The following is a 15853-nucleotide window of genomic DNA, read 5'->3' as shown; positions in this document are numbered from 1 at the left end:
TATCGCTAGTTAAATGAAATCATGATTTGTTGAGCCGATCAAATGTCTTATAGCTGTTCTCTGAGATGGTTCCCAATAATCACAGCACCTTCATGCCCATCTTTTAGAAATGTTTCCACTATACTCTTATTGATTTCAGGATAGGCAGGTGTAATAGAATTTAAGATTCCTTTGCATAATCCTTCAATTTTATACCATTGAGATATTTTTCTTATGTTTAATTTTTCTAAAGCTTGGGTATGAATTTTAGATTCGATTTGATGAATTTTTTGCCAATAATCTCTGAATTCTTGAAATTTTTTTTTCGCTTCAAACTGGATTTTATCTAGCTTTTCTTTTTCTTTTCGAAGCATACCCTCTCTTTTTATATCATGATTTTTCACATTTTCAATGGTACGCTTTAAGTTGTTAATAGTACGACTATTATGTCCTTCGTAAATAAGACTTAAACCATACATGAACATTGGGATAATCGTCATGATCGTTAAAGAGCCAAAAAGATAAATACTAGACACACCATGCAACCAAAAAGAAGTTGCAACACCTGCAAGTAAACAGATAGCTAATCCAACAATGATTAAAGCAAAAGAACCGGGGTTTTCTTTAATGAATATTTTGATATTTTGTAAAAGTAAATGGAAACATTTGCCAATAGATTGTGCTTTTTTCACATTTTCTTCTGCTATTAACTCAAAATCCCCGGAATCACCACTTGAGATGGTTTCCGAATTAACAGTAAGCAATGGGATTTCTGGTAATTCTTCTGGTAATTCAGGAAAAGATAATTCTGTTGGACAATCTTGCAAAGATTTTGAGAGCTTTTTTAGGACTTTTTTTATGCTATTTTTTGTGTTGGGTGAATGGTCCGGTAGTAAATCCTCAAGTGTTTTTTGGTAATGTTTGATTTTATCAAGAGTCTTGTTGGCTTTCTGGTATTCTTGTCGTAGCTTTTCATGTGCTAGCCTTGTTTTTTGTCTGATGTTTAGAGAAGCAGTATGAGTATTCTCAATTTTTTTATTGAGATATTTGAATTTCTTAACAATTTTTTTCTTGTTCAAGTAGTAATTTTCAATAATTTTAGTTGTAAAATCTCCTCTTAGATCAATTTTTTTTTGGATAGAGTGAATTTGTTGCTCAAGGTTATCTTTAACTATTACTCGTCGACACATATTTATCAGATAAACACCATAGTAAAGTGTCATAAATGCCATTCCAATACCTAACTCGGGACTTGCCTTGAAAATATAAATTGTTTTATGGCCAAATGCAGCACTAATCGCTAGGTAAGTTGTAATGATAAATAGCAGGACTGCGATGGCGATTCCAGTCATTAGCCAGGGGTGCTTTTTGGTAAATTGTATTAAAGAGTTAAATTTTTCACCCATGCGCTGGATGAGGGACATTTGTTTTTTTGTGGGATTTTGGTGATTTAAAACTAGGGTTTCAGGAAGAGATAATTGATAATTGATTTGTCGATAGGGAGAATAAGGAGAGGGAGAAAAAGAACCATCCTCAAAATTAACAAAAGGTTGTTCAAAACGAGTATAGGCTTTTTTAATACTCTCTTTTTCTTCATGCGATAATGTCTCTTCTTTCGTTTGTGCCCAAATGATACTCTCGTTTAGTAAATTGATTTTAGTTAGACCTTCGCTCATATTTTACTCATTTTTTTAGTTAAATATTCGAGAATAACTTGAGCTTTTTTGAGTACTTCAAGATACTCAGATTTATCATTTGCTATTTCAATAGCAAATTTCAAATGTCTAATTGCCTGCTCATTAAGTTCAAGTGCATAGTAACATTGGGATAAATTTAAATGAGGAATTGGATTATTAGGTTCAATGGCTTCAGCTGCTGTATAACTTGTTAAAGCTTCTGCATACAATTGTTGATTTTGTTTTGCAATTCCTAATCCCATCCAATAGGTATACTGATAGGGATTCAATATCGTTAAATACGAAAATGCCGCTGCTGCCTCTTTATATTGAGCATGATGTAGAAGTTCATAAGCTTTTTTATACTGGACTTCCATCAGATCTGTATCATACCCAAGTAAGTTTTGCCAAGTCCCCCCCTTCCCAAAATATTCCACTAAATCGTCTTCATATTTTTTTATATTATTTGGATTAAATAATTCTTTAGTTTCAATTTTTTTATTCATAGTATAACCTAATGTATATTATAAATATTTTTTTATTAAAAATAAAGATAAATAAGAGAGTTAGAGATGAAATCCTTACTCAGACTATTCACTTGCATCAAATGGATCAATTTGACAGAGAGACTGTTCTTGAGACGCAAATACTTGACTAAGAATCAGAATCTTAAGTACATCATCATCTGGATGCTCTAATTTTGTCAATGCAGATAGGGCAACAGAGTATTCTCCAAGATAGAATGCGGATAAACCTATAAGTCTTTGAGCTAGTTGATTTTCTGGATCTAGCTTTAAGACCCACATGGCATGTGCTTTGCTTAAGCCATAATTATGAGCATGATAAAGATAATCCGCATCTGCAAGATGGTTAGCAAGTTTACTGGGATTGGTAAGTTCTTGTGTATTGAGTTGAAAATGATCCATTGCATCAAAAATAATTAAGAGTCTATCGATCGAATTACTTCCTTCTGCGAATTTATAAAGTTCAGATAAACAGGATCCAATTTTTTTTTCGATTTGTAATTTATCTACCGATAATTCAAGAGCAAGATCCATGAGTTGTTTACCCTTGTGCTCTTGATTTTCCTGTTGCCATAGTAATATAGCTTGAGTGATCAAGTGAGAGGCAAGTTCTTCTCTTTCTATTTCGCCCCTATCTAACCTTTTCCAAAACTCAAGATAGGTACGCGTATGCTCGAGATGTTTATTATCTTGTCTAATCGCATCTAAGATCGTTGTAACCGCAATGATTGCCATTTCTTTAGTTAAAGATCTTGATAGGGAAGAAAGATTTTCAACCATTGAAAAAACATCACCAAGATGGTCTCCTCTCTCTTTTAAAGTCAAGATGACTCCATTTAATAGGTTTTGTGTAAGGTGGCTATGAAATCCAGTCCCAGCAAATTTTTGATGGATCAACTTGCAGATGAGAACTTCATTCCCAAGTTCTTGAGAGAGAAGTTTTTTAGATAACGTTTCTGCAGTTGATGCAATATTTTTCTCACTTTTCCAATCAATCAGAGTATCAATAAAATTCAATCCCCATGTTTGTTTTTCTTGATCAAGATTTACTGCTACCAGCTCTTCAATTTCTTTCTCGACATCATTTGCAATCAGTTGTTTCTCTCTTTCACAAATTGTGGCTATTCCTGATTTCTGAAAATAAAATTGGGCAAGTGTGTAATAAGATTCTCTCTCATCCAAAGGAATCTTTCTTGCTTCTTTTAAATAACTAAAACCCAAAAAGAGGGTGGCTAATGAAGCTAAATCCTGATTTTTGATCTCGGCATGCTCTTGCTCTAAAATTTCTCTCCCAGAGAGTACATATCCCTCTTCAATCAGGCAGTGAGCAGTATGGAGACGTCTCCAATGAGGAGGAAATAATTTTTCGATCATTGTTCCCATCCAACTTTTCTCTTCATTTTGTGAGATGGTTTCAAAAGAATTCCAGTGATCCAAAGCATCTCTATAATGCTTTTGTAAATAATGGCTCAGTCCTAGAAAAAAGAAGAGATGTGAATGGTGGGGAATAAGATGATAAGCAGAATCGACTAAGGAATAAATTTCTTGGTCACGTTGTTCAAAAAAGGCATTGGTAGCAGAGGCAAGAAGAATTTCAACAGAGATCTCCTTTTTCCATTTTTTAGATGGATGTTTTAGAAGGGATTTAAGATAAAGGTCACTTTCTAAGTAACGTCCGCGTGCTTGCTCTAGATAGCCTTTATAGAGATTGAGAGGATAGGTTGTTTGTTGATTAGAAAGCTTACGTAGAATTTTTTCTGCACTAGCAAATTGATTTTCGTTGAGTTTAACAAGAGCTAGTTTTGCTTGGGACTTTGGATTTGGCTTAAAAATATAATAAGAACCAGTTGCACATCCAACAAATAAAACTAGGATGATGATTAAGCGTTTTTTCAATTTTTCCTCTTTTTTGATGAAAAATAGTATAAATTAAGAGAGTTTACTGCAAAGTTATTATGTTTAAGATTACATTAAGGTTCTTGTTTTTTGTCATGCAAACAAAAAATATTATCATTAATGTGAAATTTTTGTTAAAATCTAGTTAATATCGTTTTAATCTCTGAAAGATTTTGTTCTTTAAACAAATGAAACGATAGGTCGATGTATTCTCAATTTTGAAAAAATCTATGGGATTTTTGTAGGATGACTCAAAAGAAAAATATTTTACTTATCGAAGATGAGGAAGACATTGCGGCTCTTATCAAATTACAGGCTGATATTTCTGGGTATAAATTACATGTGGAGACTGATGGAATTAATGGATACAGAGCCATTGAAAGAGAAAAACCAGATCTTGTGATTTTAGACATCATGCTTCCGGGTCAAAATGGTCTTGATATTTGCCGTAAATTGAAACATAGTCCTGACTTGAAGAATATTCCTGTGGTGATTATTTCTGCAAAAAGTGAAGAGCTCGATGTAGTCCTAGGCTTGGAGCTAGGTGCTGACGATTATCTTGCCAAACCCTTTTCACCGAAAATTCTTTTTTCCCGAATTAAGGCAGTTTTACGACGGGGACGTGAACCTTTAAAGCTTACGAAAACTCTGACATTTGGAGATTTTACTCTTGAGGTTGAGCGTTATTTATTGCGTAAGGGAGATAAATATATTCCTATTACTCTATCAGAGTTTGGGATTCTCCGTCGTTTTCTAGCGAATCGTGGAAAAGTGTTAACCCGTAATCAGCTTTTGGATGATGTACAAAATGATGATGCTTTTATTATGGATAGAAATATCGATGTACACATTGCTGCACTCAGGAAAAAACTCGGCCCTAACTTTCATTGGATAGAGACTGTGCGAGGTGTGGGTTATCGGTTTAAAGAAGAAGAGAATGCCTTTGTAGGATAGAAGACGGTCCTTTTTTAAGATTTCAATGTTTTATTCCATCTCCCAATTAAGATGCCAAGAATCATTTTTTTTCACATAAGATAAATCTAAAATACTACCTTCTGGAATTCCTTCTTGAATAATTGCATAAGCAAGAAAAGAAATAATTTTTTGTTCAATCATTCGTTTCAGTGCTCTTACTCCTAACTTAGGATGATGGCCTTTCTCAATAAGGTATTTATAGACTGAATCATCGATAACTAATGTAAGGTGTTGACGATCTTGGAATTGTTGAATGACCTGATCCAGTTTTTGTTTGACTAACCGTTCCATTAGGTTATGAGAGATTGGCCTAAATAAAAAAGTTGTCATTCGATTGTATAACTCTGGGGATAAATGAGCCATGAGCTCAGGTTCAATAATTTCAATAATTTTTTCAGAGGAATATCCCTGATGAAATAAATCCGCAATTTTTTGCGAGCATAGATTGGCTGTCATGATGAAAATTATTTTATTACAAGGAATAAATGTATTCTTTTTATCAATAATATAGCCTTCATCAAAAACAGGAATAAACACTTTTTGAATATGAGGATGGGCTTTTTCTATCTCATCAAGTAGTACAATAGATTGTGGATAAGCTTTTAATGCTTCAGTGAATTGTCCGCCTTCTTCATGATTCACATATCCCGGAGGTGAACCAATCAATCGAGTCACATCAGAGCTTGAGATAAATTGAGACATATCAAACCGTAGGAGACAATTGGAATTGTGATAGAGTACCTTTGCGAGGGTTTTTGCTAATTCTGTTTTTCCTACTCCAGTAGGTCCTATAAATAAGAAGACCCCAATCGGTAAATCAGGATTTTTAAGTCCAATCGCATAATTCAAAAGTAAGGCAGAAAGAGTGTGTATGACTTCGTTTTGTCCTAAAACATAATTATTTAGCGATTCTTCAAGATGAAAAATGCTTTTCACATCTCCCTTTTTTTCATTTCCAATCAGTTGCCAAGGCTCTGTTTGATTTCTCGTCAAGTTCCAAAGAACATGCTCCTCTTTAGACGGAGAATGAAAAACAAAAATCCTATCACGTACTTTCCAATTTACTCGTGGACCTTTAAAAACCAGTCCATTGTTTAAGACAAGAGTCGATTCATCATTAGATGTAAATACAGAATTTAGTAACTTAAGAATACAAAGGCAAGATGTAGTTGTAGAGATATGCTCATTGATGCCCCAAGCACAATCCCCATGATCTATATTTTCAAATTGGATTTTATTTGAATATCCAATCTGATAGGTGAGTTTCAAAGAGTTTTGCGGTTGCCAATTTTCCACAATCTCTCGATCCCACCATCTTATTAACCAGATAGAGTCATCTTCTAGAGTAAGATATTTTCCAGATTCACTGATTTTTTTTATTTTATATAAAAATGCATCGTCGCTAGATGAATACTCCTGTTTTAAAGAAGCAAAGAGTTGGTACCTCTCCTCTGTTCTTATCAATGATTCATCAATAAAATGATGATTTACATAAAAATTATTTTGATGATCAGGTAGTATTTCTATAGGGATTTCTTGACTTGATAGATAGAGAGGAGTTAATTGAAAGATAAAAAAAAGAATAAGCCCCCTTCTACTACTTTTCCTTATCATTTTTATCCTCTTTATTTAAAGTTTAGGAAGAAATTCTAACCATTTGAGGTTTTTTTTAAATCATTTTACTTAAGATTTTTGCATTAGAATGCTATAATTAATAATTTATCTGATTCGATCCGATAGCTATATAAATAAAAATTTTAATTAATCTCTTTATTTAAGAAATGACGCATATTTCCTCTTTGCAGAGCTCTTCTGGATCAAATTTTACCTTTCAATCTAAAGTTGGGGTAACTGTTACTGCCGTTGTTGGGGTGACGATGGTAGCCATTGGGATACTCGCCATCATCGATGTGATACCAGGGATGCATAATGCAATATCTGGGTGTTTTATTACATCAGGCTGCTTATCTCTGATTTTCACAATAAGGTGTTGTTATAATTGTAAATCAGTCCGCCCTCCGATTCTTGCCAAAAACCCATCTCCAAATGCTCTTGATTCGGCTAGAAAATATTCTAACAGCAATTCATCTTCAGAGATTGTTCCCTCTCCTTCTTGGGAAAAACAGACAGAGATTCGGAAGTTAACGACAGACCAGAAAGCTAAGCTCAAAGAGTTAAGTTTACAGAATAAAATAAATCCTGACCCTGATTCATACCGGTTGGCTCAAGAATGTTTAAATAAACTTGCTCTTTTAGTGGAAAATAAAATGAGTAAATATTTTAAAAGTAGAATTTTACAGCCTTCAGAAGATCTGATAGTAGAAGAACGAAAAGAAGAGGAGGTATATCAAGAAGTCGCGCATACATTTCTCAACAACCTCTTGTTGCTTAAGAATTTCCTCCATATTGAAACAGAGAGTATGCTTATAAAATCGTCGCCAGAATTTATAGAAGAAGCAGGCAACAGGTTTAAGTTGGTAAAGCGACAAATCAGAATGATTTTACTTTTTCTTATCTCTTATGAGCCTGAGAGATGCAATCATTTAAAATCTTACTCGTTAATAGGCTTGACATCGGGCAGTCAGTTCTGTCAACAGATAAGCAATGCATTCTATTATTTCGAAAAATTAAATGCCTTGCAAAGAGAAAAAAAAGATGAACTGCGAGGATTTCTTTTTAATTTTTCTATCTATCGTAGACACGCTCTTTTCCGTTTATTTCCTGAAAAAATTCATAAACGCTCTAAATGTAATGATCAAAAATTGAACACCCTTCTTTCTACGACTTGGTTTCATGGAACAGGAGCTATCACTTCTTTAAGTGAGACCGATTTCACTCTGATTCCTACGGGATGGTTGAATGAAATTGGCGTGACTCCATTTTTTGGAGAAGCTGAGATAGGTTGTCAACCAAAGGGTATCAATGCCAATACTTTATCAGGAACTTATCTAGATAGAATTGACTGGGCACAGTCTTATGCAACTAAATTTCTATTTAAAATTCAAAAAGAGACTAATACCATTGACGAGTTTTTGAAACCTTTTTCTGAATATGCCTTGCGTCAAGATATTTCAACAGTAGTCAGTCAGGCAAGATATCTACCAAGGGTAGGAATGGCAATTAGAAGATTGGCCTTATGGGATCCAGAGCAATTTGATCAAAAAAAATCGTTAATTTTAAAGAAATTAATGGAGTTTGATGAGATTTTTAAAGGGATAGAAGATAGAAAACCAAAAGAGATTTTTGATTGGCACGATTGTTATTATTCTGGTCCATATGAGAGTCTACGCGAATCTGTCAAAAGGCTTAGAAATTTTTTAAATGAGCCTCTTCCTTCACCATTGACAGAAGGACAAAAGCATAATATCAAAGAAGGCTTTCCTGCAGTCTTAGGATCCTTAACACTTCTCTCTCGACCAGCAAGTTATAATAGTAGTTCTGGTGAATATGTCGTATCGAATACAGCTAAACTTGGTGAAGATTTGCAGCTATTATGTGTTAAAAAAGAGGATTTAAAGAAGGCTGAGACATGGTTGGAGTCTTATGGTCTGGAGGAAAAAATGCAAATTTTTTCTTTTGAAGAATTAACAGAGGCACAAAAAGTCAATAAGCAAATCCTTCCATATTTGATAGATATCTTGTCAGTAAAAAAAATGCGATCAATCATAGCTCCACCTCCTGCTCAGATTTTAGAAAGATAAAAGAGATCCTCTTTATGAATTCATTCTATTTTTTTGTATCTTCGATAATCTAAAAAAAGTGACGATATGCAGGACAACGGTGAGTCATAGTTCAGGCAAGGATAGGTAAGAGAGCCTTCCCTTTCTTAGCTAGTAATAGGTCTAACCTGAAGTAAATAAAACACTAGCTTGTCTTCACCATCTTTCTTGATGGCAAATTCAACATCAACTGGAAATTTAAATATTTCTTCTAACTTATGAATCAATAGACCAATTTTTCTTATTTGTTCTAAATGAAGTAATGAGGATCTTGTTTCCGTAACGGTTTGGAGAATCATCTGTTTTTCTGCATCCACTATAATTTCGTCAGGTTCTTCTTTCCCATCAACGCCTCCACCTACTCCTCTTATTAACTGTATTTTGACTTGATTATTTTGCGAGAAAGCAACCCCTGAGAGATCAGCATCTCCAACGTATTCCTGTAAAATGACCGCCATATCAAAAGGAGAATAATCCGTAATATTTCGTAATTTAACATAATCTATTATCTCTTTTGAAAATGAAGACAACAACACCTCTTTAATTGCTTTTTCTACCGATTTAATAGAAGTAAGATTTGGAATTGAGGTAAACATTCCTGCAAATGAACTGGTACCATCCTCAACAAGAGCAGAAGATCTGGCTATAAGGGGCTTCATGTTGAATGGTTCAATATATTTTTTAAGATCAAACGGAAGTGAAGTTTCGTCAATCCTGCTTTGTATAAGTGATATGGTTTTATCACAAAAATCTCGACTGATTGGCTCACGAGAACATTGGTTATAATATGATGAAATCTCAGATTTGAGAGCAGTAATGCCATACCTCTTTGTTTCATAGAAATCAGCAATTTCTTTGTCTGCCCTTAATACAACAAAAGGAGGAAATGTGCACTCAATCCCCTCAATTTGTGGTAGCAAATCAAAAGAGGAACTAAGTTGGATTAAATGTTTTCCTTTCCCTCCTGCACTATTTCGAATGATTTGAGGATCTCGCATTATAGGTTGTTTGGGAATGTCAGCTAAAGATTGGAGTGCAGGAGAAGAGGCAAGTTCGAGCTTATTGCCAGACTTATTGATTGTCAGGCATACGGGTTTTCTGTCTAAATGTTTAAAACGAGTTAGCGCTTTTTTTGCTCCTGTCACCATGGGAATACGAAGCTCTTTTGCAATAGAAACAGCATGGCTCAAAGGGCCTCCTTCTTCTACAATAATGCCAGCAGCCTGATGTAAAGAAACCAGAGAATGAGGTAGAGTTTTAAGTATGAGAATTCTCTTCTCGATGGCCCAAATGGTGAAGTTACCCTTCTCATCTTGGTTAGGGTTGATTGCTAAGGTACCATAAAACTTTCCTTCTGTTTCTGCTCTGCCTCCTACATCATCTTTTGAAGAAATAGTAAACTGAAGAGAGTGTAATTGATTTAAGATAGAGAAAAAGTGGTTATTGAGACTAGAAATCGTCTTTTGATATATCCCCTCAACATTTTGATTTGTCTTTAATATCTGCTTCATAGCAATTTCTGAATTATAGAGTTGCTGACGTAAATTTTGATAGCCTGCTAAAGATTGGTTGGAGAAGCGTATTAGGAAATTTTCTATTGATTCATTAGGTTGCAAGATCTTTTTCTTGTAAGCGATCTTTTCAATTATCGATACTCCTTTTTCTTTTAAATCATTGTTCTGCTCTATCTCTTCAAGTATTCTCCATGCTGCCTGCTCTTCTAGAGAGTTTAATACAGGGTATTGTTTTTTGATTTCATCTCGAATATCTTGTGGGACAGAATCTTCTTTTGTTTCTAAAAAAGTTCTTAAATTTTCCACTGCTTTAAAAATACATTCCGGTTGATATAAGGGATCGATGTTTTCTTTAACTGTCCTTTCTTCTTCAACAGGGTAATCGTATAGGGTGTAATATTCTGTTTTTATAACGGCACGTTCTAACTCCTCGATTAGTGAGACAAAGTTAGTCTCTAAGAATTGCTCATTTAATTTTTTAAAAACTTTAAAGATCTTGGAGTAGTCGAGTCCGAGTGACTCTTGTAACTTGGTTAAGATCTCAGGTATATCACCTTTATTAAGAAACCGAATTTCATTCTTACTGCTTTCCGTTAGGTTCGAAGGTTCTATAATCGCTGCTACAGATAGAGAAAATGTAGGTAAGTTGCGATAAACTACGTAATAATGCTTATTGAACTCTTTTGCTACAGACTCAAAATCCTCATAAGTCTTTGCATTTGTGACTTGTTCTCTCATGTTTTCTAAATGTTGAGTAGCAGCTTCAAATTTGTAGCTTGGTGCTATCTTATTCTTATTCCAATCCCCAGAGGGATATTGGTCCAAAACAGATTGCAGTGTTTCTTGATCTAAATATTTTGACCGGCGTTGATAGTAATCCTTACGCCCTTCTTTTAGAGCATCGAGAATATAGAGCATCAATGTACGACGTTGATTTCGACTGTTATCATAATATTCATCATAGTTTTGCTTAATTGCATTTTTTATTTTTTGTTTCTCATCAGGGGATAGTTCCATCTCATTTACTAATTCTTCAATTGCTCGGCGACGTTCGGGGAGTGAGGTTGATGAGTTATTTTCTTGTAATTTTGTGAGTTTCACTTTGATCTTATGATGAAAGTCTGATTTGCTGATGTTTTTATTAATATTGAAGTTAAGTACGCTCACTCGGTTAGCTTCATCGTCAATCGTTTTAGAGCTAAAAATAAAATTTCTTTTACCACTCATAAATTCACGAATGTGTGCATTTAACAATGCCTGAGTACGAGGTCCTGATCCTGATCGTTGGTGAATAGCGATACGTAAACCATGATTGCCAGACTCATAACCTTCAATCTCTTCACTTGCACGTATTGCGAGTTTTTTTGAGTTTTCCATTGGAGAATATATTCGGTAATAGCTGTTTATATTTTCACGTGAATAGAAATGGATATTTTGTTCAATTTTGATCTTTTCAGGATGTTTATATGGATTTTGAGAAACGAGCAACTGGTTGAGGGGGTAGCTCCATGCTAAAGGTAGAGAGCCATCTTCAAGATAAGCTTCGATCCTGGTGACTAATGTATGTTCTTGAATAGAGTAGTCCCATAACTCAATCATTGCAGAGAACAGAGCCAGCTTTGAGGCATAAAGAGTGATATTTTTATCGTTTCTCGAAATACTTGCCATCTCTCGAAGAGTTGCCTCTAGTTCGTGTTCGAAGATTATTCGATCTTTTAATTTTTCAATAGGGTCGACATATTTCTCATAGGGATGCACTTTATCAGATTTTTTAGGAAAATAAACGGGCATATCCATTTGAGATGCAGACAAACGATTCATAGGGACAGAGGAGTCTTCCTCAGCTACGATTGGATCATTTTTTCTAACCGGATTTTGTGAGGATTCTGCATTACTAAAGCTATTTTGCATCAGTAAATTTGTATTCGGAAGAGGAATAGGAAGCGTTTTTTTCTTATACTGACATTGATAAAAGAGAATAGTTGATACTGCCACTATCCCTCCTCCTGTAGTAAGAGCAATACTGCCAGGTAATCCAATCTATCTGAGGATTAAATAGGGTAGGTGATTTGGAAAACTGGCAATGATCGCCAAACTACCAGTAATGAGCATTCCGATTGCCACTAAAGCAAGAGTGACAATAATAATATGTTTCTTTGAGATTCCTCTTTGGGTTTGAGTTAATTGAGAATTTGTAGATACATTAGTAATTTTAGTATTCATGTGATTTTAAAAAAAATTAAAGTCATTTTACTATAGGTTTTTAAAAAATTACAATTCTTTTATATAAAAAATTGTTTAGCTATTTTAGGAAATTTTGAAAAAATAGAGAACTTAAGTACCCTAGATCAGACCAATTTATCCTCTTAGAGATTGAAAAATCAAGGTCTAGGTGAGGAAGAATGGGCAAAATATGCCAGCAAAAAATGATAATAAAAATTTGGGAAACTAGGCCATTTCTTCGATATGCCAAACGTTATCAAATTTGATAATCTGTCTAGGTGTATGCCGATGGTCGGACTCGAACCGACACCCCATGACTGGAAGTAGATTTTGAGTCTACCGCGTCTACCAATTCCACCACATCGGCATAATCATTGGTTGTCAAACTATATAGGTGAGTCACTAATGTCGCAAATAATTTTCTGCTTGTTCTTGAGAAAAGGTGACTCGGGTGTGATCTTCTTCATAGTAACGCATTTGAATGCTGATATAGGGATAAGGATGTTGATTATCAAAATCACGACCTTCATGAGCTAGATAATATTTAATGAAAATTTCCTTGTTATACCAAGAAGGAGTAGAGACATTCAATTTTTCGCAACTATAACGAGCAAATTCTTCTTTCGGATCTTTTTCTTGATAGTAGCGCATAATAAGAGCAATAACTTTCTGAGCGTTTTCCTCCATCCCCTCAACATAAAAATCCACTTCAGCTCCAATCATATGCTTTGAATCCCAGTTGTAAGAAGATTGATCACAATAGATGTTATGTGTAGGACATCTATGACCCGTTGTGATCACCACTCTTTTTTCAGTTTTTTCTTGAATATAGTTCAACAATTTAATCAGGCAAGGATAGATAAATTCTTGTCCTTTTTTTAGAGGTAAACCATGACGTTTCCCTCCTTTGCAATCACGATAATAAAGAGGGTCTTTCCCCTCTCTTTTTTTTACTACAACAGGGTTAAGTGGATTTCCCTTACAGCTAAAAAATTCTTTTGTAATGCGTGGGAATCCTCCGATAGATTTATTTTCCCAAGGATATCTTTCACGAGTGAGTGGTTGAGGTGGATAGGGAATGAAAAAATATTCATTATGGTGACGTGTGAGAAATTCTCCTCGTAAGTTTTGTTGTCGTATTTTTTTTTCTTGATTTGTACAGTTAGCAAGAAAAAGTAGAAGAAATAAAACTAGATATTTAAAATCCCACCTATGCATTGGATTTATGATTATCAGCTTTTCCTATTTGATTTCGATGGAATTCTTGTTGATACTGAGAAGATCCATTACTTAGCTTATCAGCAAATGTGTGCTAATCGTGGATTTTCATTGAATTGGGAGATGAAAACTTATATGCAACATGCCCTTTATGGCGCAGATAGTCTTCAAAAGGGAATTTACAAAGAATTTCCTCGTTTAAAAAGCCAAGAACCTTGTTGGAACATCCTTTACAAAGAAAAAAAAAAGCCTATGTCGAACTTCTCATCACCCAACAAGTTCAATTGATGCCAGGTGTAGAAGTCCTACTCCAAGCACTAGAAAAAGCGAGAATTAAACGATGTGTTGTGACGAATTCCAATAGGTACGAGGTAGAATTATTGCGAGACTCTCACCCTATTCTCCAGTCGATTCCTTATTGGATTGTGAGAGAAGATTATGATCAGCCTAAGCCTTCCCCTGAGTGTTATGAAAAGGCGATTCAGAAATTTGGGAAAGAGGGAGATCAAATTGTGGGGTTTGAGGATTCTCCTAGAGGCTTAGAAGCGCTTTTAGGGACATCTGCAAAAGGGATTTTTGTGACAGAGTGCTTTTCTAAAAAGGAGATAAAGGCTCTTGCTCACCAGTTAGGGAAAGAATTCGACCATGTCTCAAATTTTCTTGCTCTTGATTAATGATAAATTACCCGCATTAAAAAGAGACCATGAGCAGGAGCTGTGAAACCAGCCATTTGTCGATTTTTTATTTTTAATAAATGTTCTATCTCTTTAAGACTTTTTTTTCTTCTCACTGTTTCAATTAATGTTCCGACAATATTGCGTACCATCTTATATAAAAACCCATTCCCTTCAAATTCTAGACGTACTCCTCCCTCTTCTTCTATGACATCTAGCCTGTGAATTGTACGCACTCGTCTTTTGATTCCGCTCCCATGATTGGTAAAGGTTGAGAAGTCATGAGTTCCTACAAAGAGTTGGGCGGCTTGATGGAGATAACCAATATTTGAAAGATCACGAACATGATATCGGTAAAGACGAAGAAAAGGAGAGAGCGTTTTTTCAAGCCAAAGGTGATAGTGATATTCCTTGCCGATGGCTGAATATTGAGCATGAAAGGTATTAGGGACTAATACGAGCGCTAAGATACGGATATCATAGGGAAGGATTCCATTTAAAGATCTAAGAGTTTGTTGACAGTTAAGATCCTGTTCAAGAGAAAAATGAGCGACTTGCCCCATCGCATGGACGCCTGCATCAGTCCTTCCTGCACCATAGATCCGGATAGGGCTACCGATTACAATCATTAATGCCTTCTCAATGAGGCCTTGAATAGAAGTTCCATTCGATTGGATTTGCCATCCTACATAATTAGTTCCATCATAGGATAGAGTTAATTTGTAGGTGTGAGATCTGCTCTCCATATCTTTAGAAATGGGATCCTTCTTTTTTAAACTTTGGTTTAATGGATAGATTTTTCAATAAAAGCACAACGTTTATTTTATCTTGAAACATAGATCTTCAGGAGTAGTAATTTTGATATTTTTTTGAGAACCTAAAACCAGCTTCACAGGATGATCGATTAACTCAGCTAGTGAGACATCGTCACTCACAGTGATATTGTGACGATCAGCAAAGGCAAATCCTTTGATTAAGATATGTTTTTTTACCAATTGAGGAGTTTGGATTTCCCAAATAGATTCACGATTCAGAGTTCTTAAGACAAATCCTGTTGAATCACATTCTTTTATCGTATTTTTGATGGGAATACCAAGTGTGACCGCACTATGATTTTTTCCCTCTTGAATCAATCGATCGATGAGTTTATGAGTCAGGTATGGTCGAGCTGCATCATGAGTACATATCCAATTGTATTTAGCTAATTTAAGACCATTGAATAGAGAATCTTGCCGTCTTTCACCTGGATCTGCAAACTCTACATGATACTCAGAGAATAAGGTTCGGTATTCAGGTGCGCATACCACAATGATTTGATGCATTTCAGGGTGATTAAGGAAAATTTCTAAGCTATGACAAGCAATAGGTTTTTTCTTGAGAAGAAGATATTGCTTAGGGAGAGGGGCGTTCATCCTTTGACCTTGTCCACCAGCAAGTATAATTCCTGTCATTTGC

The 15853-nt window shown here is 35.0% G+C and carries 13 protein-coding genes and 1 tRNA gene; 4 read left to right on the top strand and 10 right to left on the bottom strand.

Features of this window, described 5'->3' with window-relative positions; all coding sequences use genetic code 11:
* Window positions 1–47: 47 nt before the first annotated feature.
* The 3 genes from R3E91_02795 to R3E91_02785 all read right to left on the bottom strand — a co-directional run bounded on the left by R3E91_02795 (window position 48) and on the right by R3E91_02785 (window position 4075).
* Entirely contained in the window at window positions 48–1655 is a 1608-nt protein-coding gene (locus tag R3E91_02795; protein MEZ5315123.1) for a hypothetical protein, read from the bottom strand.
* On the bottom strand, window positions 1652–2161 hold the full coding sequence (locus R3E91_02790; GenBank protein ID MEZ5315122.1) for a SycD/LcrH family type III secretion system chaperone: 510 nt from the start codon (window positions 2159–2161) through the stop codon (window positions 1652–1654). The genes R3E91_02795 and R3E91_02790 overlap by 4 nt, the downstream gene beginning before the upstream one ends.
* Before the next feature lie 84 nt (window positions 2162–2245).
* Complete coding sequence (locus tag R3E91_02785; protein MEZ5315121.1) at window positions 2246–4075, bottom strand: DUF1347 family protein; 1830 nt, start codon at window positions 4073–4075, stop codon at window positions 2246–2248.
* 246 nt (window positions 4076–4321) lie between these two features.
* On the opposite strand from R3E91_02785, the gene R3E91_02780 reads away from it, so the two are divergent.
* On the top strand, window positions 4322–5029 hold the full coding sequence (locus R3E91_02780) for a response regulator transcription factor (GenBank protein MEZ5315120.1): 708 nt from the start codon (window positions 4322–4324) through the stop codon (window positions 5027–5029).
* 30 nt (window positions 5030–5059) lie between these two features.
* Here R3E91_02780 and R3E91_02775 read toward each other — a convergent pair whose 3' ends face one another.
* Window positions 5060–6664, bottom strand: coding sequence for an AAA family ATPase (locus R3E91_02775; protein ID MEZ5315119.1), 1605 nt, complete (start codon window positions 6662–6664; stop codon window positions 5060–5062).
* 167 nt (window positions 6665–6831) lie between these two features.
* Between R3E91_02775 and R3E91_02770 the strand changes: the two genes are divergently transcribed.
* Window positions 6832–8751 (top strand): hypothetical protein, encoded by a 1920-nt coding sequence (locus R3E91_02770; protein ID MEZ5315118.1) that lies wholly within the window; start codon window positions 6832–6834, stop codon window positions 8749–8751.
* A gap of 125 nt (window positions 8752–8876) precedes the next feature.
* On the opposite strand, the gene R3E91_02765 is transcribed toward R3E91_02770, so the two are convergent.
* The 4 genes from R3E91_02765 to R3E91_02750 form a co-directional block, all read right to left on the bottom strand.
* A complete protein-coding gene (locus R3E91_02765; GenBank protein MEZ5315117.1) occupies window positions 8877–12278 on the bottom strand; it encodes a PEP/pyruvate-binding domain-containing protein in 3402 nt (1133 codons plus the stop codon).
* A gap of 45 nt (window positions 12279–12323) precedes the next feature.
* Window positions 12324–12506, bottom strand: coding sequence for a hypothetical protein (locus R3E91_02760; protein MEZ5315116.1), 183 nt, complete (start codon window positions 12504–12506; stop codon window positions 12324–12326).
* 283 nt (window positions 12507–12789) lie between these two features.
* Window positions 12790–12873, bottom strand: a tRNA-Leu gene (locus R3E91_02755).
* Between the two features lie 35 nt (window positions 12874–12908).
* Window positions 12909–13724, bottom strand: coding sequence for a hypothetical protein (locus tag R3E91_02750; GenBank protein MEZ5315115.1), 816 nt, complete (start codon window positions 13722–13724; stop codon window positions 12909–12911).
* Between R3E91_02750 and R3E91_02745 the strand changes: the two genes are divergently transcribed.
* Both R3E91_02745 and R3E91_02740 read left to right on the top strand, forming a co-directional pair.
* Entirely contained in the window at window positions 13719–14012 is a 294-nt protein-coding gene (locus R3E91_02745) for an HAD hydrolase-like protein (GenBank protein MEZ5315114.1), read from the top strand. The genes R3E91_02750 and R3E91_02745 overlap by 6 nt on opposite strands.
* Window positions 14012–14398, top strand: a complete 387-nt coding sequence (locus R3E91_02740; protein MEZ5315113.1) for an HAD family hydrolase — start codon at window positions 14012–14014, stop codon at window positions 14396–14398. The genes R3E91_02745 and R3E91_02740 overlap by 1 nt, the downstream gene beginning before the upstream one ends.
* On the opposite strand, the gene truA is transcribed toward R3E91_02740, so the two are convergent.
* Together truA and ispD are read right to left on the bottom strand one after the other, a co-directional pair.
* Window positions 14395–15144 carry a tRNA pseudouridine(38-40) synthase TruA gene (truA, locus tag R3E91_02735; protein ID MEZ5315112.1) on the bottom strand — a complete coding sequence of 250 codons (750 nt, stop codon included), beginning with the start codon at window positions 15142–15144 and terminating at the stop codon, window positions 14395–14397. The genes R3E91_02740 and truA overlap by 4 nt on opposite strands.
* Before the next feature lie 72 nt (window positions 15145–15216).
* Window positions 15217–15849: a 2-C-methyl-D-erythritol 4-phosphate cytidylyltransferase gene (ispD, locus tag R3E91_02730; protein ID MEZ5315111.1), complete on the bottom strand. Its 633-nt coding sequence runs from the start codon at window positions 15847–15849 to the stop codon at window positions 15217–15219.
* Window positions 15850–15853 lie beyond the last annotated feature (4 nt).

Source organism: Chlamydiales bacterium (assembly GCA_041395025.1).
Classification (GTDB): Bacteria; Chlamydiota; Chlamydiia; order Chlamydiales; family JAAKFR01; genus JAJACP01.
Note: the sequence above shows the minus strand (reverse complement) of the source record. Positions and strands in the feature narration are given on the sequence as shown.

Coding starts and splice junctions, on each gene's coding strand:
- R3E91_02795 (MEZ5315123.1), bottom strand. CDS start 1,655: ATGAGCGAAGGTCTAACTAAAATCAATTTACTAAACGAGAGTATCATT.
- R3E91_02790 (MEZ5315122.1), bottom strand. CDS start 2,161: ATGAATAAAAAAATTGAAACTAAAGAATTATTTAATCCAAATAATATA.
- R3E91_02780 (MEZ5315120.1), top strand. CDS start 4,322: ATGACTCAAAAGAAAAATATTTTACTTATCGAAGATGAGGAAGACATT.
- R3E91_02775 (MEZ5315119.1), bottom strand. CDS start 6,664: ATGATAAGGAAAAGTAGTAGAAGGGGGCTTATTCTTTTTTTTATCTTT.
- R3E91_02770 (MEZ5315118.1), top strand. CDS start 6,832: ATGACGCATATTTCCTCTTTGCAGAGCTCTTCTGGATCAAATTTTACC.
- R3E91_02760 (MEZ5315116.1), bottom strand. CDS start 12,506: ATGAATACTAAAATTACTAATGTATCTACAAATTCTCAATTAACTCAA.
- R3E91_02745 (MEZ5315114.1), top strand. CDS start 13,719: ATGCATTGGATTTATGATTATCAGCTTTTCCTATTTGATTTCGATGGA.
- R3E91_02750 (MEZ5315115.1), bottom strand. CDS start 13,724: ATGCATAGGTGGGATTTTAAATATCTAGTTTTATTTCTTCTACTTTTT.
- R3E91_02740 (MEZ5315113.1), top strand. CDS start 14,012: ATGCCAGGTGTAGAAGTCCTACTCCAAGCACTAGAAAAAGCGAGAATT.
- truA (MEZ5315112.1), bottom strand. CDS start 15,144: ATGGAGAGCAGATCTCACACCTACAAATTAACTCTATCCTATGATGGA.
- ispD (MEZ5315111.1), bottom strand. CDS start 15,849: ATGACAGGAATTATACTTGCTGGTGGACAAGGTCAAAGGATGAACGCC.